Genomic DNA, 25,004 nt, shown 5'->3' on the forward strand with positions numbered 1-25,004 from the left:
AAATACTATATACTATGAAACAGAATTATATTCTACTATTTTTCTCCTTAATACTAGCCTTATTTGGAGGCTGTAAAAAAGACATTGACGAAGTACAGCCAATAAACGTGAACGTACAGCTAACGGTAAACCCTGAGGAGGTTTGGTTTGAGGTACCTTACGACAAGGCCGAAATTACGTTGATAAATAAAGGTAATAGCAGTTCTTACAAAATTCAAGCAGATGCAAAAGGTAAAATTGCATTGAATAATATTGCTCCAGGTAATTATAGTATCAATGTCTCGTTGGCAATCTCAGCAGAAGAATATACTAAATTGACGGGTGTAAATCGCACATCTATTTTTTATCTGAACTATGCTTTGGCTGATAAAGCATTGTTTGCTAATGAGGACTTTAATATTCGCTTAGTTACCAGTGAACCTATTGGCGGTTTTGTTATTAAACAGATCTATTATGCTGGATCAGATACCAAGGATGCAGCTCTTAACCGGGATAATTTTATTGAGATTTATAATAACTCGGATGAAATGTTGTATGCGGATAGCTTACTTGTGGTATTAGCATATGGAAAACCGAATAATAAAACAGACGAATATTCCCTAAGCAACAATCAGTATGATTGGAGCAAATCTATCAATATGACAGTGTCTAATAATGTAAATGAAGATTATGTCTATGCCAAAGGAATATTCATGATTCCAAGTGATGGGACGGGTAAAAAATATCCTGTCGAATCGGGGAAAAGTATAATTATCGCTGGTTCGGCCTTAAATCACGCGGGTTCATATACCGACAACAACGGGAAAATAATCGGTGCTCAGAGGCCTGAACTTACAGTGGATTTGAGTAAAGCTGATTTTGAAGTCTGGTTGTATCCTTACGAACAGAAAATTCAGCCTGGGCGAACGATATTCGCGAATGACGTAGATAATCCATCCGTTACAAACTTAGAGGTTTTTATTGCCCTAAGTATGCGTGATATGTATTTTCCGCCACAGGCTAGAGAATCTTTTGTATTGATGAAAGTCGATGGAACCTTTGATTTAAATAATATTCCGTCATTTGCTATTCCAACTGTAAAATCTGTTACAACGAGTACTGTGCGTTATGCTCAAATGCCGGCAAGGTTTATCTTAGATGCTGTTGAAATTCAGGACGCCGTTGTAGCTGATCAAATTCCACGTCGTTTACCACAAAAATTTGATGCAGGAGCAATATCTGTACCTGGGGGAGCTTACTCTAGCCAGTCCGTCGTCCGTAGGACCGAAAGGAAAATTGGGAATAGACGTATTCTTAAAGATACAAACAATTCGTCAAATGATTTTGGTGTGCTACAACGTGCCAATCCAACCAAAACAGACGCATCATTTATAGATTAGAGTCCATATGCGGAACATTTTTGCTACGATATTTTTGGTTTCCCTTTTTACTTTGAGCAGAGCTCAAAGTAAAAAGGATTCTGTTTATAGTTATACCATTGATCATCATTTAGTTGAACGCAGTCTTTTGAGACCCGCTTTTCTTCAAAGAGACTCATTGATGTCTTATGGTGATGTTCGAGTTGCTTATCAAATGAATAAGGGAGGATTTCGAAAGGCCCAACAAGCCTACAACGGTGGGACAACAAGTTTTCAAGCCAATGGATTCAATCGTTTGGGAAAGTTCTTATTGGGAGCAAAATTTACGTTCAACTCCATTCGTGAAGATAGTTTGGCAAATAGCCTTCGTTCTGGATTAGAAGATTTAAGCCCTTATTATCCTTACGCAAATAAAAGTGGTGACTATCAGCGTCAAAATTATCAGCTAAATGCTTCACTCGGATATGAATTAGCTCATTCAGTACAGCCATTTCTCCAAGTGGATTACCATCGGCATTGGAGTGCAGGTACAGTGGATCCGCGCTTAAAATCTAATAGATTTACTTTGAAAGTCAAACCTGGTGTTTCCTTAAATTTTTCGAAAAGTACATTGGGGCTATATGGAATAATTGGGCGTGCAGATGAAAATGTTTCTTTGTTATACAAAAACATGGATTTTCAATCTTCAAATCTGTATCCAGATCGAATGTATTATATGAATTATGGATACGGGACGGCACGTCAAAAAGATACGACAAGAGTTAATTTTAAATACGATAACTATAAAGGGGTAGGGATTCAGTACCTAAAAAAGCTTTATAGCTGGCATACCAAAACAGAAATTGAATATCAACAATATCACAATACAAACCAAAATTATTCTAGGAAGTCTGTTCTTTATAGTGGCCCTTTGGCTATTTATGATCAAAATACCATTAAATTTTTCGTAGATGCAGTCAAATATAATGGTGATCAGGGGCAGCAATTATTGATTTTCGATGGCGAATATAATAAAGGTGTTGATGGCAACAAATTGACTACGGGTAGCCTAAATAAAGTCAATTATAAAGTTAGCACTCTTTCCCTTACAGGACAATATGTTAAGCTTTGGCATAGACATCATCAGCTAGCCAAGGAATTAGGTTTTGTTGTTACCTACTATACGGAAAATAGAAAAGATCTCTTGCAGGCGATCGACTTTGAAGTGGGACAAATGCGTGTTGAGCCATCTCTAAGATTATATTTGCAAAAAAGCAGCACGAAACTTATACAATTTGCATTTGCACCTTATGCGACTATTCCGACAGAAACCACATTGGAATATAGTCCTTTATCCATAAACACCTTTATTCAAAACGTTGTTTTTTGGGACTATTACTATTATAAGACCCAATACTTAGGTGCGAAATTTGGTGTAGAATATAAGGATCGCTTTTGGGGAAACGACCTTGCATTTTATGCAAAGTTAGATCTCCGAAAATCTTCAGGTACTGTCGAATTAAAAGATGATATAAAACCTAAATTTCTTTCAACTGGAAGTAGAACGAATATGGAAATTGGAATTCGGCTTTCTTTATAAATTATTTTTGATAATAATCGTAATAAAAAAACAGGTAATGAAAAAACATTTTGCAGTATTGGTCAGTATCTTTGGACTTGTTGGTTTACTATCTATGAAAGATCAACAAAAAGCATTGTATGAAGAACTGCAGTTGCTTTATCGAAGACCGATAAGCGAGTGGCCTAAACCGACGATTGATGCTGGTGTCAGCTGGAAGGAATTTACGTCACTGCCCAAGGTTGATACAAGTTATTTTTCTTTGATGGAAAAGCCGGATGTCAAGTTGGGAAAATATCTTTTCTTTGATCCGATTCTGTCTGGCAGCAATCAGATCTCCTGTAGCAGCTGTCACAATCCCCAGACATCATGGGCTGATAAATTGATGGTTCCGGTTGGCAATGATCATTTGGAGGGGACACGTAATACACCATCACTACTGAATGTGTATGCGCGGAAAGAATTGTTCTGGGATGGAAGATCCAAGTCGCTGGAAGAGCAGGCTTTGGGGCCTATTGAAGCACATCATGAAATGGACATGGAATTGACCAAATTGATTCCAAAATTGAAAGCTATCCCGGCCTATAACAAGCTGTTTCTAGCAGCCTTTGGAGAGGAAGATTATTCCATGCCAGAGGTTTTAAAGGCTTTAGGTGCTTTTCAACGGACTTTAACAAGTAGACGTAGTCGCTTTGACGAGTTTTTGGATGGTAATTATAAGGTGTTGTCCGAGCAAGAGGTACGTGGACTGCATCTCTTCCGCACAAAAGCAAGATGTATGAATTGTCACAATGGTCAGTTTTTAACGGACGACACTTATCATAATATAGGATTGACTTATTACAAACGTAAATATCAAGACTTGGGCCGGTATGAAATTACCAAAGATCCAGCTGACGTAGGGCGTTTTAGGACCCCTTCGCTGCGGGACGTGATGAATACCGATCCATGGATGCACAATGGATTATTCTGGAATATGACCGGATTGCTGAACATGTATAACAGTGGGATGCAAATGAACTCTGCGAAGCCAGAACAGAAGGCCAAAGATCCACTTTATCCAGTTACAGATCCTTTAATGCAACCTTTGAACCTTAGTAAAGAGGAAATAAAAGATATCGAAGCATTTTTACATGCCATCACAGCAACTTCCTATCGGATGCGACGTCCTGAAAGCTTGCCGCGGTAGTGTCTACAAATGCCTATTTTTACTTTGTTTGGTGTTTTTTGTAACATACTTACAGTGAGTTGTATATGTGGTTAAAAAGGCGTTTAATTTATTTTTCGTACCTTTGTGCTGTCAAAAGACAGAATGGCGTGAGTTTATTCCGCTAGGACTGGAGCCTTTTTGAGGCACAGTCGAAGTTGTTCGTTGTACTTGTTGAAGTATATTTTGGAGCTGTGTTTAGCATAGCTCATCTTTAAAAGATTAGTTTCTTTTTCATCGTTGCTCTTATCGAACCGAGAGTAAAGCGTGTTAGTTAATAAGTAGATTGAACTGAAGTTTAAAATTTCGATCAAACGAATTCAACTGTAGGGATATTTTATGTGAATGAAAACTACGTAGGTGTGCAGCCTTAGTGGCTTACTCATGCTCTTTTGTTTTATTTATGTTTAAAAAAATTAAAGAATGGATAAAACTAGAAAGGTAAAGGTAAAAGTTGAAGATTTGACCATTGTTTTTGGTAAACAGAAAAAACAAGCTTTGAAATTATTGGACGAGGGGTTTTCGAAGAAAGAAATATTAGAAAAAACTGCTTGTACAATAGGAATTAACAAAGCAAATTTCGAAATCTATGAAGGTGAGTTTTTTGTGATCATGGGGCTTTCAGGAAGTGGTAAATCGACCTTACTTCGTTGTTTAAACAGATTGAATGAGCCTACCTCAGGAAAGGTATTTGTCAATGACGAAGATATTACCGGGAAAAATAATAAAGAGCTTTTGGAAGTGCGCAGGACCGAAATGAGTATGGTCTTTCAAAAATTCGGCTTGCTGCCACACCATACTGTGCTGAGTAATGCTGCATTTGGACTGGAAATAAGAGGTGAGGACAAAGAATCACGTGAGGCAAAAGCCCAAAAGGCTCTTGATATTGTTGGATTGAATGGCTTTGAACAGCAGCTACCGGCTCAACTTTCCGGCGGGATGCAGCAACGTGTTGGATTGGCTCGAGCTTTGGCCAATGATCCCGAAGTGTTACTGATGGATGAAGCGTTTTCAGCACTGGACCCTCTGATCAAAGCCGAAATGCAAGATCAGCTGCTTGAACTGCAGGACACGCTACAGAAAACAATTGTCTTTATTACACATGATCTTGACGAAGCCATCAAATTGGGCGATCGTATCGTCATTATGAAGGACGGGGTAATTGAACAGATTGGTACCGCAGAGGATATCCTGACAAACCCTGCAAGTGATTATGTAAAAGCTTTTGTCGAAAAAGTGGATCGGAAAGCAATTATTACCGCAGGCTCCCTGATGTTTGAAAAACCAACAGTTGTACGATTCAAAAAAGACGGTCCCGAAGGTGCTCTGCGCAAAATGCGCGCTTCTGGTATAGATATATTACCTGTAGTGGACGTGCATGATCATTTTTTTGGTTTTGTCCATATCAATGAAGTGATCCAGTCAGCCAAACGTAAAGAAGCGACCGTCGAGGCCATCATTCACGCAAATGTTCCCACCGTATCAAAAGAAGTAACTGTGGAGGAAATGTTACCTCTGATTTCAGAAGTGCGATCGCCCATCGCTGTGGTCAATGAACACAACCGTTTATTGGGGATCGTAACCCAGACTTCATTAATCATTGAGGCGACCAAATACAACGAAGAGGAAATCATAGAATTAAAAGAGCAAGCAAATAATCAATAGATATGAATAAAGTAATCGACATAGGACAATATATAGCCATAGCTGTCAATTGGTTGACAGACAATCTGAAACCATTTTTTGACCTGATCAAAAATACAGGAAACACCTCTATTCTTGGTCTTGAATGGTTATTGATCGCGACTCCGTTTTTCGTGATGATCGCACTTTTTACAGCATTGGCCTGGTGGAAATCTGGTAAAGGCGTTGCACTGACCACATTTCTGGGATTGACATTGATCTATCTGATGGGATTTTGGACGGAAACAATGGAAACATTGGCTTTGGTGCTGGTCGCGACGGTGACCGCATTACTTATTTCGGTGCCGCTTGGGATATGGGCGGCCAAAAATAAATTTGCAGCAAAGATCATCCGGCCTTTATTGGATTTAATGCAGACGATGCCTGCTTTTGTCTATTTGATACCAGCAGTATTGTTTTTTAGTATCGGAAAAGTACCCGGTGCCTTTGCTACCATCATTTTTGCCATGCCCCCAGCAGTTCGCTTGACCACCCTGGGTATTGATGGGGTATCAAAGGATATTGTTGAGGCTGCCCGTTCATTTGGAGCAACCAATCGACAGATTTTATTTAAAGTGGAGTTACCTTTGGCGACCAAAACAATTCTTGCGGGCATCAATCAAACCATATTGTTATCGTTGTCAATGGTTGTTATCGCTGGGATGATTGCTGCCGGTGGCTTAGGTGAAAGGGTTCTCGAAGGAATAAACAACCTGGATATTGGCCTTGGATTTGAAAGTGGTCTGTCTGTCGTGATTTTGGCAATTATACTAGACCGGATAACACAAGGTTTTGTAAACAAGAAATAAGATAATGATGAAAATTAAGTTAATAGGAATCTGGATACTGGTATTTTTGTTTTCGGCTTGTAACAGTAGCAGCAATAAGAATATCATTCATATCGGTATGGTTGACGGTTGGGCAGAGGGTGTCGCAATGACCTATATTGCCAAAGCCATCATGGAGGAGAAAGGTTACCATGTTGTGATACAACGTGCTACCCCAGATATGATATTGGCTTCTATGAATAATGGCGATACAGATCTGTATATGGATGTCTGGTTGCCATTAACACATGGCGCTAAGATAGCGAAGTTCCCAAATCTACAGGAAATTGGTACCAGTTATGCTTCCGCCCGCAATGGTCTTGTTGTACCGGATTATGTATCCATTGATGATATTGGGCAATTGAAAGCGCACCAAGCGCAGTTCAATAATAGAATTATTGGGATCGAAAAGGGTGCGGGGATCACAAGGGCTGTGGATCAGGTTATCAAAGACTATAACCTGAATTATAAACACATAAATTCTTCCACGGTAGCGATGATTACTGAGCTGCAGAATGCAATTAAAGACCATAGATGGATTGTCGTGGCGGGTTGGCAGCCCCATTGGATGTTTGCTAAGATGAAATTGAAATTTTTAAATGATCCCAAAAAAACATTGGGTAGCGCTGAAGAGATTAAAATCTTTGCACGCAGAGACTTTAGCAAGGATCAACCAGAATTGGCAAGCCTCTTTTCACAGATCCATTTTGATGATGCAACAATGGCAGATCTCTTGGCACAAATGGAAGGAACGCGAGATAAAGCAGCTACAGCCAAAAATTGGTTGACAGTGCACCGTTCTCTGTTAAAAATCTCCGAATAGACCCTAAGTTTACATGCTTTGCTTAACCCCATTTGAAGAGTCAAATGGGGTTAAATTTTGCTTATCATCCTTTTCTACTCCTAGCAGATAGATCATTAAAATACATCAGAACTCGAAATATTAGGCTCAGATGTCGTATTTCGTACATTTTTTAAAAATATGCGGGCCAAATTGATACGTTGCTTTTGATCGGCCGAAAGTGGGTAGCATTCATCATCGACAAAAGTGTCCAGACCATTCGGAAACTCCCAGGCAAAGTCCAGTACCATGGCTTTCTCTGCTGCAAGAATTACGTCCAACTTACTAGCTAGGGGATTGCCCATTTTGATATTATTATAAATGCTATCAGGGAGCAGCTGGCTGTCTATATCCTGAATTAATGACAGCTTAGTTTCAATTTTTTTCTTTTCCATGTGCTTATTTGTATTAGATAATTAAGAATCATTCTAAATAAATTGTAATTTAGCCAAAGATAATAGGTATAGTGCCATTGTTGGGTATGTAATGAGGAGTAAAAAGTCCGTGAAAAGGAATAGTTGAAACTTAAAGAAATATGGAATGGGATTAAAACTTTATGATATTGATTCGGCTAGTTTATTGTTGGAAAGAAACTATCCACAGACTTTCTTTTCAATGGATGCCGGTATTCAAGAATGCGTCACACAGCTGGACGCTCCATTTGGCGATGGCTATTACAAAGAGATCTTTTTTGATGGAATTCATATTGGCTTTGGTCATGCAAATCTGTATGAACGGATACTGTTTCGTTTTGAAAGTGACTTTGAGACGGTTGAAATGCATTTTGCATTAAAGGGTAGAAGTCGGGCAGCTGGGGAGACATTAGCCGCTGCCATAGATTTTGAAACTTGTCAGCACAATATCCTCTACGGCAATTCGATCTGTGGCCATATGCAATGGGAACGTGAAGAATTCCAATTATGTGAGATAAATTTGTCTCCAGATTTTTTTAAGAAATTTCTACCCGATAATTCCATCTTATTTAATGACTTCAGAAATATTATTGAAAAGGGGAAATCTGGCTTATTGACAGATATTAATAGAAGAATTACCCATGAAATGCATGCTCTTATTGATAGTATCATAAATTGTGAACGTAAGGGTGTGTTTAAAAAAATATTTCTCGAAGCCAAGATCATGGAGTTATTGCTGCTTCAGTTGGAGCAGTTAGCCGACAACAGCATCTCCAACACGACCCTCAGAAAGCCTGATGTTGATAAAATCTATGCGGTCCGAGAATTTTTACTGGATAATATGGATTCAAACAATACGCTTGTCAACCTGGCCCATCTGGTCGGGACAAATGAGTTTACATTAAAGAAGGGGTTTAAGGAGTTGTTTGGTACGACAGTTTTTGGTTTTTGGAATGATGCAAAAATGGAACATGCCAAAAAGCTCATTTTAGACAAAAACATGACCATTGGTGAAGTCTCTGATGCCATTGGGTATAAAAATCAGCGTCATTTTTCAGATGCTTTTAGACGGAAATTTGGTTTTCCACCAAGTAAATTAAAAAAGACACACAGATAGTTTACCCGACCTACAATGCGGGCTAAAAATAGCTATTAAAAAATTGATAGATCATTTATCCTTAAATTTTATAAAACCATGGGTAGAGCTGAAGCGAAAATTATACAAGCGGAATTGACTGTTAGTCGAAAAGAATATGTGACCCCACATTACATCCGGATTTATCTGACAGGAGAAGCTGTCCCAGAAATCGCGGACACAACCATCGGTGTTAACAATAAGATTCTGATTCCCCCTATGGGATTGAATAAAGTCTATTTTCCGGAATTTGATTTTGAAAAAGGGCAATGGAAAACCATGGACGACAATATTCGGCCAACGGTGCGTACATATACGCATCGGGGGATAGATCTTCGACGTAACGAAATTTGGATAGATTTCGTTGCGCATGGGGATGAAGGCCCCGCATCTGCCTGGGCAATAGGATCAAAGCCGGGAGATGTATTGGGTGTCCTTATGAGAGCTGGTAAGACAGAACTATTTCCACTGACAGAGAACTATCTATTAGCGGGGGATGCAACGGCACTTCCGGTTTTAGGTGCAATATTGGAAAATTTACCGGTATCAGCAAAAGGAACCTGTATCATCGAGGTGCATGGCCGGGAGGATGTACAAAAATTATATACAAAAGCGAATATAGAATTTATCTGGTTGCATAATGATACTCCACAGGAAGGTAGTCTGCTGGCGGATCTGGTGAAGATAAAGTCTCTTCCTCAGACGGATCGCTTTGTTTATATTGCTGCAGAGTATTCTACCGTTCGGGAGATACGCAATTACTTGCGCAAGGATCTTGGATGGAAGAGGGAGGAACTCTATGCCTATTCTTATTGGAAAAGCGGTGTTTCAGAAGATAAATCTGACGGTGAACGACACAACGAGAATGAGGAGGTCAATTCATAAATAAGACAAACCACGAGACCACTGCTATCGCCTCATTGCTTTATATGATCTAGTTTTTTCAATTTTTTACTTCTGTTTATCATGAGATAAAGGTGAAAAGAATCATTTTTTTGACGTATCTATTGTAACCTCCGAGTATATCTTAGGCAAGAGATTTGTGTCTGTAGGATCAAAACAGTATTTTTATGGTTTGGCGATGAGCGATAACGGGAAAGATACATTATGATGCATATGGAGGAGCAAAAAATTATTCTGGTTGAAGATGAGCAAGACGTTGCGGATTTGATCATACAGGGATTGGGCGAAGAAGGTTATAAAGTCATTCATCTGGGGCGTGCCGAAGGGCTTGAGCCACTATTAGCCAAACAAGATGTAGCACTTGTTCTTTTGGATATTCTTTTGCCTGGCACCAATGGACTTGATATTTGCAAACAGATTAGGCATTGGGGCTATACCGATCTGCCTGTTATGATGCTTACGGCACTCGGAACCCCTGAAAACGTTGTCCTTGGTCTTGATAATGGCGCTGATGACTATCTTTCTAAACCATTTAAGTTAATCGAACTTAAAGCCCGAATACGTTCATTGATCCGTAGACAGCAATCCATTGTTCAGGCGACCCAACGCGAAGCACAGCCTCCAAAAGATACATTCAGTTATGGATTTCTAACGATTGATGATTATAAGAAAGTTGCCTATTGTGAAGGTCAAGAACTTAACCTGACCAGTACAGAGTATCGTTTACTTTTATTATTTATCCAAAACCCCAAGAAAGTATTTGAGCGCAGTGAGTTGTTGGATAAAATATGGGGAATTAATTTTGATATCGGATCAAATGTCGTTGATGTATATGTTAATTACCTGCGAAAGAAGATTGAGAAGGTAACGAGCAAGAAGGCCATTCATACCGTTATCGGAATGGGCTATGTGTTAAAAGTCGAAGACTGAATAGATTAAGAATACTGAATAGGTTAAAATGAATAATTACAATAGGAAACTCATCTACCTCATAGCAATATTAGTCATATATGTCAGCTGTTTCGTTGGCTTTATCTTTTACTCTATCACAAACTTTGCTTTCACCGATTTTTATAAGCGTCTGGATCTGCGAAGAAATATTGCAGCAGAAAAGTTCCTCAATAGTAAATCCGCTTCGCAAACAGATCAATGGAGCCTGGACTTTATAGAAAGTCTGAACAATCAGCATGAATTTTTGGTTGAATTTGATAAGAATGGAAAAATTGTTCAAAGCCAGGGATTCTATTCTGAATTGTGGGATAAAATCAACAAGACCGGAACATCAAATTTTAAAGCAGGGCATCAATTCTATTCGACAAAGTACTTTTCAAAAAACAATAAGCATTATATCGTCGGTGCATCAGCGGAAAATTACTTCTATACGCATCACCTGGCCTATCTGCGTAATCTACTTATTATTAGTCTGATTTTGGGTATTCTTTTTATTTTGGTGGTTTCTGTCTTCATGAAACGTTCATTTCTAAAACCTATCCTGACCATGATGAAGGAAGTCCAACAGATTGGCTCTGAAAATCTGGACAAGCGCCTGGATGAAGAAAAATATAAAGGGGAACTCCATGATCTTGCGTTTACATTTAACAGCATGCTGACACGTTTGGAAACCTCTTTTGAAACCCAGAAAAATTTTATCAGCAATGCTTCACACGAATTGAATACACCCCTGACCTCGATTATAGGGCAGGCTGACTTAGCGCTGTCCAAAGAAAGAACAGTAGAAGAATACCAACGCACCTTATGTAAAATTATTGAATCTGCGGAGCATTTAGAAAAGAAAACCAAGGCGCTTTTGATGTTGGCACGAACTGGTTTTGTGAGCAATTCGACAACATTTAATCCTGTTCGTATAGACCAGATTGTTATGGATGCTGAACTGACCGTTAAAGCTATTAATGATAAATTTAAAATTACAACAGATTTTAGCTTGCTACCCGATGACAGTATGCGACTCAAAGTCAATGGAAATGCCATTTTACTCCAGCTAGCATTATCCAATATCATTAGCAATGCCTGTAAGTACTCTTCCAATAGGACTGCTTATATCGCCTTGGGCGCATTAAACAATAAAGTGTTTATCCTGATAAAAGATAAAGGTATCGGGATCCCGTCAAAAGAATTGGGATATATTTATGATCCTTATTTTCGAGCATCCAATACCAATGGAATAGATGGATACGGCATTGGCCTGCCCTTAGCAAGAAATATAATAAAGCTCCACGGTGGGACATTAAAGGTCAATTCCGTCGTTGGGGAAGGCACGACTGTAGAGATTGAATTGCCAACTTACATTCGGTTTTAATCCCATTTTAATTTCCTTATTATTTTTAATCTGATTTTAATAAGTCTTTTAAAATTCTAATGAAAAGCTAATTCTAGCTTCATTCCGTTGCCATGTGCTCCCATTAACTTTGTTAAAAAATAATTGGGTATGGCAAAAGCGACACGAATATTGATTCCAAGTGATTTTACAATCGATTCACTTTTTTTTGTAATCCATAGTATTGAGCAGTCGAAGGCTGAGCAGCTTGATGTTATTTTGGTTTACGGAAATAAAAGTAGCACCTCAATCAGCGAACTATTGGGAATCACACTAGAGGATCAACTCCACGACCTTCAGTCAGAGGATTTTTTGAAAGCTTGCCAAATGATTTGCCACCGATACGAAAATCGTAAACTGAATATCTATGCAGATATTATCGGTACCGATAATCCCAATTATTTACATCATTATCTGAGTGGAGCTAGAATTGACGAGGTCAAGATTCCAACAGATTATCAATTTGAAAAAAGAACAAGACATTTCTTTGATGTTGGACAGGCTTTGTTGGACCTCAACGAAAGTAAGCGTAGGCATGTAGCCATTGTTGAAAAACCGGCAACGCACAAAACAGGAGGAAATGTCTTAGCGGATTTATTTTTTAACAAACAATGGGATGTTAACTATTAAAAGAAAAATACTTGCAAGATTCAACTTTGTCTTTTTGGCATTGTTGCTTTTTGGGGCATCAGCGATGGTCATGCTTTATGAAAACCCTGAACGACTTTTAGAAGGAGAGTGGGAAGAACAGGGCTGGTACTTTGAAAAGGTGGAGAAATCGCCAACCTTCAAAAAGCAGGCGATTATCCATGAAGGGATCAAAGATGCCGCCATCGCTCATTTGCCGCCATTACAGGATGGCCTATGGCATTTTGAAAAAATGGGCCAAAAGAATTTTGTGGCCCACCACAAGGATAAGCAGTATAACTGGTTTTTGAAAGGAAGGGGACATATCCTTGAGCTACGAAAAAATAACGAACTCGTGGAAAGTTTTGTCATACAGAAACTGAACAAAAATCAGCTGGTCCTGCATCTCAATCTGGATATGCAGACCAAGGGAATAGCACGTATCGTGCTGAAAAAAGGAGGAAAGGAAAAATATGCTAAGAAAATATAGCAATCATAGGACAATTCAAGATAATATAAAACTGGGAGGACTAACTGCATTTTCTGCCGGTATGGTCAACGTCGCTTCAGTTATTGTATTTTTTTCCTTTACATCTAATGTAACAGGATATTATGCCGTTTTTGCACAGGAGATTGCGAAAGGAAATTGGTATCAAGGTGCTGTCGTTTTGTTTTGGATACTGTTGTTTTTAATTGGAAGCATGTTTTCCAATCTGATTATCATCCATGGTAAGGGAAAGTTTAGCGCATACTTGACTCATTCGATACCCTTGGTGCTGGAGATATTAAGTATTTTGTTTGTCGGGATATATCTCGATGTTTTCTACGAAGATTCACTTAAGGAAACCGAAATATTGGTTGGAGCCTTGTTATTTGCGATGGGCCTGCAAAATGGACTTACTGCGAGTATATCCAATTCTGTTGTGAAAACAACACATTTGACCGGATTAACAACCGATCTAGCGATACTAATATCCATGTTCACCAAAGAAGCCAATAGAAGCAATAAAGATTTGGTGGATAAGTTTCATCTGTTACTGACCATTGTCACAAGTTATGTAATGGGAGGACTACTCAGTGGAATCTCTTTTAATTACTTGTCTAATAAAACATTTTATGTGGTTTGTTTTGTTTTGCTTATCATAGGTTTATATGATCATTATAAACTATATCTGCTTAAAAAACAATTTGTAAAACGTCATCGCGAGGAATTGGTTGCCTAAATCTCTTGACGATAATTATATAAGCCCCACCATACAGCAGCGTATGGTGGGGCTTATTTATATCATTTTATCCAGGTTGTAGGGGAAGTCCTCGTTCATCAGCTGTCTATAGTTGAGACAAAACTGTTGAAATTTAATGCGGGCTTCATTGTGCTGATTTAAAGCAAACATCGCTTTCATTTCGGAAAATAATGCTTGTTCATTTAGCGGATCCAATAAGAATATCGTATGCGCGATCTCAATGCTTTTTTTATGCAGATGAGCAATGTCAGCTTTATGAAGTTCTGCCAGTAAAATGGGTAATAAATTTTGTTCAACCTCGGTCTTCAATGTATCAAACACAGGCATATCCAACCCCTGTAAGAATTTTCCCCTTTGAATGATCTGAATTAATCTACTTTCGTAAGCAGCCGAAGGGTTTGCCAGCAATTGGATGTAATCTACGTAATCACAATAAAACTCAGCGCGCTGTTCAATAAGGAATCTTCCCTGCTTGTATACAAGTTCAATTCCTGCAAACTCATTTAGCACTTTTCGTAAATGATTGATCGTGACTCCTCTTGAGTTCTTTACCTTATCTTCTGATTTGTCGGGCCACATGATCTGACTGAAATATGGTGAACTAATGCCAGTGCTGTTAGACAGGATAAGACAAAAAGCCTGTTTCAGCTTTGTACTGAACAAATAGGAGATATCACGTTTGTTGCGGTCAAAAGCACGGAACTCACCAAATAGAAATATTGCATTTGCCCGTACAAACTCGTCTTTTTGAATTGTTTGTATGATTCCAGTATCTGCTATTGGCGGAACCTGGAGGACTGTATTTTTAGTTACGTTTGCTATTTTTCGCTTTTGTCGGCCTCGTTGCCAAAGGAAAAAGAGGCCAACTCCACAGGCCGTAGATAACAACAATAGTAAGAATACCTTGCGGTTGGATCCAGATGAGGAAAAGCCATTTAATTCGTTGGGGGTTATTGGCGTCATATTCAACGAATAGACTTTTAATGTTGACTGTATATCATCTTTTGATTCTTGGACCAGTACCAAAAGCCTACCCAATTGTTGATCATAATAAAGCTGGGCATGTGTACTTATTTTGTCTGAATAGATCGGAACAGAGTCCCCTAGGATATCAAAACTTCCATCTTTGATAGAAAAGCGATACAATTGGATATTGGACTTCGTCAGATATTCTGGATAACATAAGGCGTAAAAGTGGTTGCTATCGGGGAACACCAAACCACGAGCGGGTACGATATGCTTATCCTTCCAAAGGACATCCCATTTTTTTGTAATTTCTTTGGTGTCCAAATTTATCTGATAGAAATCATAGAGGTATTTTCGGCCCACAATATGCTCGCCGGATTCATTCCCCATACCCCCAAAGATATAAGCGATTCGATTATTGCTCCCTTGGCCAGCCGAAAGAAAATAGCGTGGGAAAATTTTATCGCCTGTCCATCCGTCAACAGTTTGCCATTTGCCGGAATCTAAATCATATCGGTCAAATTGCCCGCTATAGGCCATGTTTCCATAGCCACCGAAAATGTAGAATTGTCGCTGTTGTTCATCATAAAAAGAACCATGATGATTTAATTCTTTCTTCATTAGGTCTTCACTTTCGACCTTCCATTCGAAAGTTTCCAGATCAAGGCTGGCTACCGTAGGGCCTTGATAGGGCTGGGTATAGAAAAGTTCATAGACATACAGTTTATTTGTCGTAGCGTCTATAAAATTGTTTGCTAAAACCAATTTTACGGGACATGGTTTCTGAAAGACCCGTTTTTTTGTCTGATTGGTCTTTATGTTGTATATGGTTATAGAATCCTGATTGAAATAATAAATCTCTTTGGTTCGTTGATTGTAGTTGGAACCAGCTTGTGAAAAGGAACCGCTTGCAAAGAGATTTTTCCATTTGTAAGAATCCACAATGAGCCAGGTTGGGTTTGTAGCGGAGCCATAAGCAATCCCATTTTCATCATGTACGACAGTACCTGTGCTTTCTTTTAATGGGAATAGATAGCTTTTAGCTGTATTTCCAATCTGCACATTTTTGATAGACATGGCCGGAACATCGATCAGATAGTCACTTTTTCCAAAAATCACTTGAGGACTATACTGAGATGGCAATTTCACTTTTGATGATTGAAAAATCTGATTTTGTATCTGAAGCTTAAATAATTGCTTTTGCAGGTCAAAAGTCAACTGAATCGTGATCCATTCCTCCTTGAATAATTGTTGCTGATTTATTTTTGCGATGATTAGACTGCTTTTACCTTCTTCGTTCAGACGGAAAATACAATTACCGGCCTCCTCATCATAAAACAAATTGTAAACCGTGTTATTGTCTTTATTCTTAACACGGAAAATATTGCCCAAAGAATTTGATGAATAAATGGATAGTTGAAATTTTAGCGTAAACTCCTGTTCAAACGAAATTGCCCTTTTGTCAAATAACTCGTAGGAGCTGCGTTTGTCTATAGGCTCATGTCCACCTCTAAATTTGAGACCCTGGGATTGGGAAAGTCGGGGAATTAAAAGCAAAAAAATAATATATAATATACAGGGTCGCATAGCGCAATCAAAAAAACTTAAACCAATAGTTATCGACAAAGACCTATTCACAATAATTTGTCCGCTGCCGGCTTTTTATGAAATATAGTAACGGTTAGTATATCCCTTATCAATATCTTACAGGACTTAAAAGTATGCAAAAAAATGCGCTCAATAAAATAAAAGCTGTGTTACAATTGCTGTTTGTATTGGCCTCTCAAATGATGGTAGGTAGGGAAATAAAATAGAGGGTTATCGTTTTATTTTTGCATTTTAACCCAATTTTAACCCAAAAATTAATCAACCGACTTTACCTTGCGTTAGAATTCCTGCCGATATTTTCGGTAGAAATTCGAACTAATTATAAATCGGAATCTTACTTATGAAAGTCTTTAAAAAGCTGCAATTTATTTTTGTTGCTTCCGTATCCATGCTGATGGTGCAGCAAGTTCAAGCTGAAACTCAAATTTCTTTTTCCGTTGACAATATCAAAAGCGATCAGGCTCGCCAGGATCAAAACCTAGTACGTGCGATGGCGCTCTTGGACCGGTCAATGGAAGTTTATTTCTCCGCAGACGGAAAGTCTATGCATCGTTTCTATAATCCCGATACAAAGGTGCGCTCGGAGGAAAAGGCAAGTGTGTGGATGTACTCGGCTTCGATAGAGGCTGTCAATGCAATCTTACATGGACTTAAAGCTCAAAAGGAAAGAGGAAATCATAACCTATTTGACAAACATTACAAGCGTTACGCGGATTTATTGGTCCAGCTTCACGAAAATGCCGCTTATTATTTAGGAACATTTAATCTTATTTCTTTTACACAGAGCAAAGACTGGACGGTTTATGCTGTGGATCGTGCAAAGGCAAAGGGTGCAGCAAATGTAACTGGGGTATTAAATGTCTATGATGATCAAATGTGGCTAATTCGGGAACTGATTGAAGCCTATCACCTAACAGGAAAAGAGCGCTATTTAAAGGAGGCGGAATACCTAACTACCTATGTATTGGATGGGTGGGACTGCACCCTAGATGATAAAGGTAATGAAAATGGTGGAATTTCCTGGGGACCGGGCTACGTGACCAAACATGCCTGTAGCAATGCACCCATAATCAGTCCATTGGTGTGGCTACATGAAATCTATAAGAAAAAGAACGATCAGATCACATACAACTATATCGATGCCGGAGATAGGCAGTCGCGTCGTTCTAAAATGCTGCGAAAAGCTGGTTTTTATTTGGATTTTGCTAAAAGGATTTATGCTTGGCAAAAAGATCATTTATTGAACAGTAAAGGTGTTTACGATGATATGATGGGAGACTGCTATCCCGATTGCAGTATTATCTACGAAATCGTCGATGGTATAAAGTATCGCAAAAATACCCAATTAAGGAAAGCTGTTGGAACCTCATTTTCCTATAACAGTGGAACCATGATTTCTGGCGCCGCTGATCTGTACCGTGCGACCCGATCTAAGGTCTATTTGGAGGATGGAAAGAAGCTGAGCGATGCCAGTTTTCAATACTTTGCCAAACTAGGTTCACAGGTGCCAGCGCATTATACTTATGCTTCCGATGGGTTCAACAATTGGTTTAACGGCGTATTATTAAGGGGATTTTTTCAGATTTCTCCTGTCTTCGACAAAGCTGGACGTTATATGGACTCCTTCCAGCAGAATTTGGACTATGGATATGCTCATTTTTTACGTTCCGGTTTATTGCCACCAGATCTTCTTGGTGGATGGCATATAGACAAAGACAAAAATAACCTGGAGGGAATGTTCATGTTCACTTATGCGGCACAGTATGCAATGTTGTCCCAATACCAAATCGAAAAATAGCAAGATGAAGTAAAAAGATCGACGTAAACAATTGTGATACTAAAAACGAATACCAATAAAACCAGGCTTGTGAGCCTAAAAAATACATCAGATAGCTTAATCACTATTTAAAACCAAATTATAAATATGAAAAAGGATTTAGGGAAATCAAGGCGGCGACTTAGCACACTGCTTGTGCTGATGGCGCTGGGTATTCCGTCCATGAGTTGGGCGCAGCAGAAAAATGTCAGCGGAAAAGTGCTTGATAGTAATAATAAGCCTATCGCTGGGGTAACGGTTTCTGTTCAGAATGCGGGTACACGTGTGGAAACCACTACCAACGCAGATGGTAGTTATACAATCGTAGTTCCGGAAGGAAAGAAGCTTTTATTTAAATCGCTAGGTTTTAGTGCGAAGGAAGAGATTACAGATGGGAAAACTACAATTAATGTTGTCCTTGAAAACGATGACACACAGTTGGAAACAGTTGTTGTTGTCGGTTACGGTACCCAGCGGAAGCAATCGCTGACTGGCGCTATTGCTTCCGTGAAGGGGACGGAAATGAGGCAGACGAAGAATGAAAACCCACAAAATATGTTGGCGGGACGTATCCCCGGTGTTCGCGTATGGCAGAAAAGCGCCGAACCGGGAGCATATAGTGCCAATTTCGATATCCGTGGTCTCGGAGCTCCATTAGTTGTGATTGATGGGGTGCCACGTACAAGCGAAGATTTTCAGCGCCTAAACCCGAGCGATATTGAAGAGGTTTCGGTTCTAAAAGATGCATCCGCGGCTATTTATGGGGTGCGGTCTGCAAATGGTGTCGTGTTGGTCACGACAAAAAAGGGAAAAGAAGGGAAGACCGCAGTCAGTTATAATGGCTCCTATACTTTTCAAAAGCCTTCTGGCATGCCTGTATTGGCCGATGCGATCAGTGCAATGACGATCTACAATGAGAAATCCATGAACAACATCAATGGTGGAAGTCCAGTGTATACCGAAAAAGACTTTGAGGATTTTAGAAATGGAACAAGACGCTCGTCGGATTGGACTTCATTAATCTTTTCAAAATATGCACCACAGACACAACATGATATTAGTTTTTCAGGTGGAAGCAATAAAGTGCAGTACTATATTGGTGGTGGCTATTCCTATCAACAAGGCTTCTTTAAATCAGGCGATCTCAACTACAATAAATACAATTTGCGTTCGAATATCTCCGCAGAACTGGCCAAGGGATTGAAATTGGATTTGAACATCAGTGGGATGGCCGATCAACAAAATAGTCCCTACACAAGTTCGGTTGACATTATTCGAAACTATTGGAAACAGGGCATGTTGTTTGCCGCGTATGCAGATCCCGAAAATACCTTGTTAAATTATGAAGGTCTAGATTTGGAGCAAAATACCGTGGCGATGATGGATGCGGATATTTCTGGTTATCGCAAATTCAAAAAGAAAACCTTTCAGTCCTCAGCTGCATTGAATTATGACCTGAGTAATTTATCTCCGATTCTTCAAGGGTTTTCCGCAAAGGCATTGATTGGTTATGATTATCGTGCAGATAACAATTCCATGTTCAGAAAGGAATATTATCAATATGCTTTGAATAAAACGACCAATAAATATGATCAGAAACTCTATAACTTGAGTAGCCCAAATCAAATGAAACGGGAGTTTTTTGATAAACAACAGGTCTTAGGTCAATTGATATTGAATTACGATCGTACGTTTGGTGATCAGCATAAAGTATCGGGACTTGTGGGATGGGAATCACAAAAGAACGATGGCGATAACTTCTATGGACTGAAAAATCTTGCTTTTGGTTCCGACCAATTGCTCGCAGGTGTAGAAGATGGTCAAATGACCTCCATGTATGGTGGTATCAGTGATTATTATAATGAAGCAAAGTCGGCCCTGTTTGGACGGGTTAATTATGATTTTGCGGGTAGATATATTGCCGAATTCCAATTTAGATACGACGGATCCTCCCGTTTTGCCAAAGGACATCAATGGGGATTTTTCCCCTCGGCTTCTTTGGGATGGCGGATATCCGAAGAACCATTTTTCAAATCTATTGACGCGCTTTCCTTTGTCAATCAACTAAAATTCCGGGGTAGCTATGGCGTGCTAGGGGATGACTTATCCTCTTCTTGGGATTTTGGTTGGGTACCCGGGTATGTTTATCCTGCGACGAGCGGAAATGCTGAAAATGGCTACAATAATCAATATGCACCAGGATATATTTTTGGTGATAAATATATCACGGGCGTAAGTCGGAAGGCTATCGCCAACGAATCAATTACTTGGTATAAAGCAAAAACATTCAATGTTGGGTTAGATTTCGAGGGATGGAATGGGCTGTTTGGTTTTACATTGGACTATTTTGAACGCACACGATCGGGGCTATTTCAACGTCGCACGAGTGAATTTCCAACCGTGATCGGTGCAACGGCTCCGATGGAAAATGCCAATAGCGATCGCCATATGGGATTAGAATTGGAACTGAAGCATCGCAATAAAATCAACGATTTCTCATACAATGTTCGAGCAATAGCGACTGTGACCAGAAATAAGTACCTGACCGCCGTCCAAAATGGCCCCTATAAAAACTCGTATGACCGTTGGCGCAATGACAACTTCAACAATAGATATCAAGGGATTCAATTTGGTTATGAATCGGCTGGAAGATTTGAGAATTGGGAAGATATTTGGACTTACCCGATTTATAAGGAACGTGATGTCTTACCTGGAGACTATAAATACCTAGACTGGAATGGAGATGGCGAAATTAACGGTCAGGACGAACATCCTTTTGCATTCGACCAGACTCCGTGGCTTAACTATAGCATGAATCTCGAAACAGCTTACAAGAATTTCGATATGAATATATTGTTTCAGGGATCGGCTTTGGGCTCTATGGAGTACAAAGAACCACTTTATGCGATCTGGGGATCGAATGGTGGCGGAACGTTGGAGCAGTATCTTGATCGCTGGCATCCTGTAAATCCTTCCGCTGATCCCTACGATCCGGCGACAGAATGGGTGAAAGGCTACTATGGTTTTACAGGTAGATACCCGAAATCAAATTCTGAATTCAATCGGGTGAGTACATCCTATTTACGCTTAAAAAGTATCGAATTGGGCTATACCTTTTCAAATTTAAAACCTTCGTCATCCATGCGTCTCCGAGTTTATGCCAATGCCTATAATTTATTCACGATTACAGGTGTACGATTTGTAGACCCTGAGCATCCTGATGATAACCTAGGTCGTATGTATCCATTGAACAAGACTTATTCACTGGGTTTATCACTTACTTTTTAGCATTCACTAAAAAATATTGCAATGAAAAAAATACTCATTATACTATCACTAGTTAGCTCAATCGGACTTACAGGTTGCGCTGATCTAGATATTACACCTAAAAATATTGTAACGGATCAAGACCTATTGAATACACCAGCTGGTATGGATATTTATATGGCCAGGATGTACAGCTTAATGCCTTTTGAAGATTTCAAATACATGGCACAATGGGGGATTGAATTCAATGGCTGGTTGGCAGCCATAGGCATTGAAGGAACCGGTGAGGCTGTGACCCGGGATGGTATCAGCACCTCTTTTACCGGTGAAAGGACCGCTTATTGGGGAAGAGCATTTGAATTGCTCCGTGATGCAAACCATCTGATTGAAACCTTGCCCAATTACCGGGACAAATTCTCAGAAGAACTTTATAATCATTACTTGGGAGAAGGATATTATGTCCGGGCGACCGTATTTTATGCGATGGCTAGACGTTTTGGGGGAATTCCTTTGGTGACCAAGGAACTACAATACCCGAATACATTGGAGAACTTGGAGATACCCCGTTCGAGTGAAGAAGATACCTGGAACCAGATCTTGAAAGATTATGATGAAGCAATCAAATTAATGCTTCCAAAAGGCCCTAAATCTGGCTATTCCAATAAATATGTTGCGCTTTCTTTTAAATCAGAGGCGATGCTCTATGCGGGTAGTGTGGCCAAGTACAACGAAACGGTTTCTGGTCGACTGACAGGACTAGGCCGTAAAACTGGTGTCCGCGTCATCGGATTTGATGCCAGCACCGCAAAGGCAGCATCACAGAAGTATTTTGCAGAAGCTTATTCGGCTGCACGTCAGGTGATGACTGCAGGGGGCTATTCACTTTATAAAAAGAAATGGGCAGCGAACGATAAGGAGGCACAATATCAAAATATGGTGGATATGTTTAGTGACCTCAGTAGTCCTGAAAATATCTATGTCAAAGAATATGTCTATCCAACGTTAACACATAGTTTTGATGCCTTTAGCTCGCCTTTCACAGTTAGATCTCCACTTTCGGCAGGTACCTGTCCTACAGTAGATTTTATGGAATTGTTTGATGGATTTGACAAGTATCCCGATGGAACAGTCAAAGTGACCACTGGACAAAGCAACAGGGAAGGGGAATATGAGCTGTACGACAAACCAATGGATTTCTTTAAAAATGCGGAGCCTCGATTACGTGCCTATGTTATTTTTCCGGATGATATATTCAAGCAAAGAAAAATGGATATACGAGCAGGGGTTTATACTGGTCAAACTCCTGTAAAGCCTCTGTTTACAGATTATTCCTATGCAACAGCTGACACGCGCTATCAACAGTTGGGTGTCTACACAGGATCACCAAAAACCTTATATCTGAGCCCAAGAGATGGTAGCGGACAACAAACAGTGGATTACAATGGACAAAAAATGAATGCCGCTGGCAACGAAGGACCATTCTTTGATAATGGTGAAGCAACCTTAACAGGCTTTTATGTACGTAAATGGCTCAATACAAATCCAGCAAAAGAAGTTGGAGAAGGAAAATCTGACCAACCTTTTATTTTGATGCGTTACGCTGAGGTATTATTGAATGCCGCCGAAGCAGCCGTTGAACTCAAAATGTTGGGCGCTAGTCCGGCAGATGGAAGTGACCTGCTGCAAACAGCGACGACTGCGGTCAATGAAATTCGTACTCGTGCGGGAGCAGATCTTTTAGCAGGCACGATTTCAGGAGATAATACAGGCCGAGATATTGTTCGAAGAGAACGTCGCAAAGAACTAGCATTTGAACATAAGGCGAAATGGGATTTACGTCGCTGGCGCGTGCTGCATTTTGAAGGTCGGGACGGTTTCTGGGGAACACAAAAGGATAAAAATCTATACAGTAACAACGAGAATTTTAGGTTCAGAGGATTGTATCCTTTTTTTTCCACAGCAACAGGGAAATATTTCTTTGATGCACGGTTTCAATGGGTAAGTACCAAAACGTTTCGGTACACACCTGTAGACTATTATTTTGAAATACCAGGTGACGAGGTGGCTAAAAGTCCAAAAATAGATCAACAGCCTAATCGATAGACAAGAAATTGTGCTGAGCATGTTCATGTTCCAGCACAACTTGTCGGGAAGGAGTGAAATTTAATAAAGCAATAACTGGTGGAACTAAATTCTAAAAGTCCAAGCCACCACTAAACGTATAAAAAATGAAAAATAGCATTTTAAGCGCACTGGGTATACTATGTATGTTGAGTTCGTGTAGTCTTTTTGAGGCAGATAACTACGAGGCCCCCGCCGTGGAATTGAAGGGCATAGTCGTCGACGCACAAACGGGTGCACCGGTATTGACCGATCAGGGTAGTGAAGGCATCCGCGTTCGATTGACCGAGCTTAGTTGGGGAGATAATGTGGAACACAATCCTGACTTCTATTGCATGCCTAACGGAACATTTCAAAATACTAAACTGTTTAAGGGAAATTATAATATCACCGTTGATGGTCCATTTATCCCTTTGGTACGCACAGACGGAGACGGTAAGGTACTGTCAGACGATAGCAAAAATATGGAGCTGAATGGTTCACATGAAATAAAAATGGAAGTTCACCCCTTTCTTAAAGTGGAATGGGTTGGCGATCCAGTTGTTGAAAATGGAAAGATAAAAGCGAAAGTCAAGATCACCCGTGCTGTAACTGAGCAGTTTTTTCGTGATAAGATCGAGCCACTAGGAAATTACAATCCAGATTTTTTAAATGTTACAGATATACAGCTCTTTGTTAGCTATTCCGCCACGGTTGGATATCGTGCACGAGATGAACGCTGGTCGAGTAAAATCGAATACAATGGCGACAGCTTCAAGACAAAGTTAGGGCAGGTTATTGATATAGTGTCTACTGGCGAAATTCCGAAAGGACGTACGGTCTTTGTTCGTGCAGCCTCCCGTATCAACTATGATACTCCGCGTGGAACGGGCAATCGTAGGTGGAACTACAATGAAGCCAAACGAGTAGATATCCCATAAGAGAATCAATACACATGTTGAACCGTCCTGTTTAAGGTCTCATGGATGAAAATGAATCTTAAATAAGGGCGGTTCCATTTGAGCAAATTATAAAGGGAACCAACCCGCTTATTTAAAATAACAATTACAGATGCTCAATCAATAATTATTTCTAGGTGAAAAATAAACAATAGAT

The 25,004-nt window shown here is 39.7% G+C and carries 19 protein-coding genes; 17 read left to right on the forward strand and 2 right to left on the reverse strand.

Going from position 1 to position 25,004, the window contains the following annotated elements; translation table 11 throughout:
• Positions 1–14 precede the first annotated feature (14 nt).
• The 6 genes from LC454_RS01320 to LC454_RS01345 all read left to right on the forward strand — a co-directional run bounded on the left by LC454_RS01320 (position 15) and on the right by LC454_RS01345 (position 7,456).
• On the forward strand, positions 15–1,379 hold the full coding sequence (locus LC454_RS01320) for a DUF4876 domain-containing protein (protein WP_223578394.1): 1,365 nt from the start codon (positions 15–17) through the stop codon (positions 1,377–1,379).
• 7 nt (positions 1,380–1,386) lie between these two features.
• A complete protein-coding gene (locus tag LC454_RS01325; RefSeq protein ID WP_223578396.1) occupies positions 1,387–2,937 on the forward strand; it encodes a DUF6850 family outer membrane beta-barrel protein in 1,551 nt (516 codons plus the stop codon).
• 37 nt (positions 2,938–2,974) lie between these two features.
• Complete coding sequence (locus LC454_RS01330; RefSeq protein WP_223578398.1) at positions 2,975–4,105, forward strand: cytochrome-c peroxidase; 1,131 nt, start codon at positions 2,975–2,977, stop codon at positions 4,103–4,105.
• 441 nt (positions 4,106–4,546) lie between these two features.
• Entirely contained in the window at positions 4,547–5,788 is a 1,242-nt protein-coding gene (locus LC454_RS01335; RefSeq protein WP_223578400.1) for a glycine betaine/L-proline ABC transporter ATP-binding protein, read from the forward strand.
• A 2-nt stretch (positions 5,789–5,790) separates the two neighbouring features.
• Positions 5,791–6,615, forward strand: a complete 825-nt coding sequence (locus LC454_RS01340; protein WP_223578401.1) for an ABC transporter permease — start codon at positions 5,791–5,793, stop codon at positions 6,613–6,615.
• 4 nt (positions 6,616–6,619) lie between these two features.
• Positions 6,620–7,456, forward strand: coding sequence for a glycine betaine ABC transporter substrate-binding protein (locus tag LC454_RS01345; protein WP_223578403.1), 837 nt, complete (start codon positions 6,620–6,622; stop codon positions 7,454–7,456).
• 95 nt (positions 7,457–7,551) lie between these two features.
• Here the strand turns inward: LC454_RS01345 and LC454_RS01350 are convergent, their stop codons facing one another.
• Entirely contained in the window at positions 7,552–7,869 is a 318-nt protein-coding gene (locus tag LC454_RS01350; RefSeq protein WP_223578405.1) for a hypothetical protein, read from the reverse strand.
• A gap of 145 nt (positions 7,870–8,014) precedes the next feature.
• Between LC454_RS01350 and LC454_RS01355 the strand changes: the two genes are divergently transcribed.
• From LC454_RS01355 to LC454_RS01385, 7 genes are all read left to right on the forward strand, one after another.
• Positions 8,015–9,004, forward strand: coding sequence for a helix-turn-helix transcriptional regulator (locus tag LC454_RS01355; RefSeq protein WP_223578407.1), 990 nt, complete (start codon positions 8,015–8,017; stop codon positions 9,002–9,004).
• Between the two features lie 78 nt (positions 9,005–9,082).
• Positions 9,083–9,907, forward strand: a complete 825-nt coding sequence (locus LC454_RS01360; RefSeq protein ID WP_223578409.1) for a siderophore-interacting protein — start codon at positions 9,083–9,085, stop codon at positions 9,905–9,907.
• Positions 9,908–10,138: 231 nt separating this feature from the next.
• Positions 10,139–10,855, forward strand: a complete 717-nt coding sequence (locus LC454_RS01365; protein WP_223578411.1) for a response regulator transcription factor — start codon at positions 10,139–10,141, stop codon at positions 10,853–10,855.
• 28 nt (positions 10,856–10,883) lie between these two features.
• Entirely contained in the window at positions 10,884–12,242 is a 1,359-nt protein-coding gene (locus tag LC454_RS01370) for a sensor histidine kinase (RefSeq protein WP_120258530.1), read from the forward strand.
• Positions 12,243–12,371: 129 nt separating this feature from the next.
• Complete coding sequence (locus LC454_RS01375) at positions 12,372–12,890, forward strand: hypothetical protein (RefSeq protein WP_223578412.1); 519 nt, start codon at positions 12,372–12,374, stop codon at positions 12,888–12,890.
• Complete coding sequence (locus LC454_RS01380; RefSeq protein WP_223578415.1) at positions 12,877–13,377, forward strand: hypothetical protein; 501 nt, start codon at positions 12,877–12,879, stop codon at positions 13,375–13,377. The genes LC454_RS01375 and LC454_RS01380 overlap by 14 nt, the downstream gene beginning before the upstream one ends.
• Complete coding sequence (locus LC454_RS01385) at positions 13,361–14,110, forward strand: YoaK family protein (protein WP_120258523.1); 750 nt, start codon at positions 13,361–13,363, stop codon at positions 14,108–14,110. The genes LC454_RS01380 and LC454_RS01385 overlap by 17 nt, the downstream gene beginning before the upstream one ends.
• A gap of 57 nt (positions 14,111–14,167) precedes the next feature.
• On the opposite strand, the gene LC454_RS01390 is transcribed toward LC454_RS01385, so the two are convergent.
• Positions 14,168–16,654, reverse strand: a complete 2,487-nt coding sequence (locus tag LC454_RS01390) for a kelch repeat-containing protein (protein WP_223578417.1) — start codon at positions 16,652–16,654, stop codon at positions 14,168–14,170.
• A 391-nt stretch (positions 16,655–17,045) separates the two neighbouring features.
• Between LC454_RS01390 and LC454_RS01395 the strand changes: the two genes are divergently transcribed.
• From LC454_RS01395 to LC454_RS01410, 4 genes are all read left to right on the forward strand, one after another.
• On the forward strand, positions 17,046–18,503 hold the full coding sequence (locus tag LC454_RS01395) for a glycoside hydrolase family 76 protein (RefSeq protein ID WP_223578419.1): 1,458 nt from the start codon (positions 17,046–17,048) through the stop codon (positions 18,501–18,503).
• A gap of 126 nt (positions 18,504–18,629) precedes the next feature.
• A complete protein-coding gene (locus tag LC454_RS01400) occupies positions 18,630–21,809 on the forward strand; it encodes a SusC/RagA family TonB-linked outer membrane protein (RefSeq protein WP_223578421.1) in 3,180 nt (1,059 codons plus the stop codon).
• 21 nt (positions 21,810–21,830) lie between these two features.
• Positions 21,831–23,891 carry a RagB/SusD family nutrient uptake outer membrane protein gene (locus LC454_RS01405; protein WP_223578423.1) on the forward strand — a complete coding sequence of 687 codons (2,061 nt, stop codon included), beginning with the start codon at positions 21,831–21,833 and terminating at the stop codon, positions 23,889–23,891.
• 125 nt (positions 23,892–24,016) lie between these two features.
• Positions 24,017–24,829 (forward strand): DUF3823 domain-containing protein, encoded by an 813-nt coding sequence (locus tag LC454_RS01410; protein WP_223578425.1) that lies wholly within the window; start codon positions 24,017–24,019, stop codon positions 24,827–24,829.
• Positions 24,830–25,004: the final 175 nt, after the last annotated feature.

Source organism: Sphingobacterium sp. GVS05A (genome assembly GCF_019969845.1).
Lineage (GTDB): Bacteria > Bacteroidota > Bacteroidia > Sphingobacteriales > Sphingobacteriaceae > Sphingobacterium.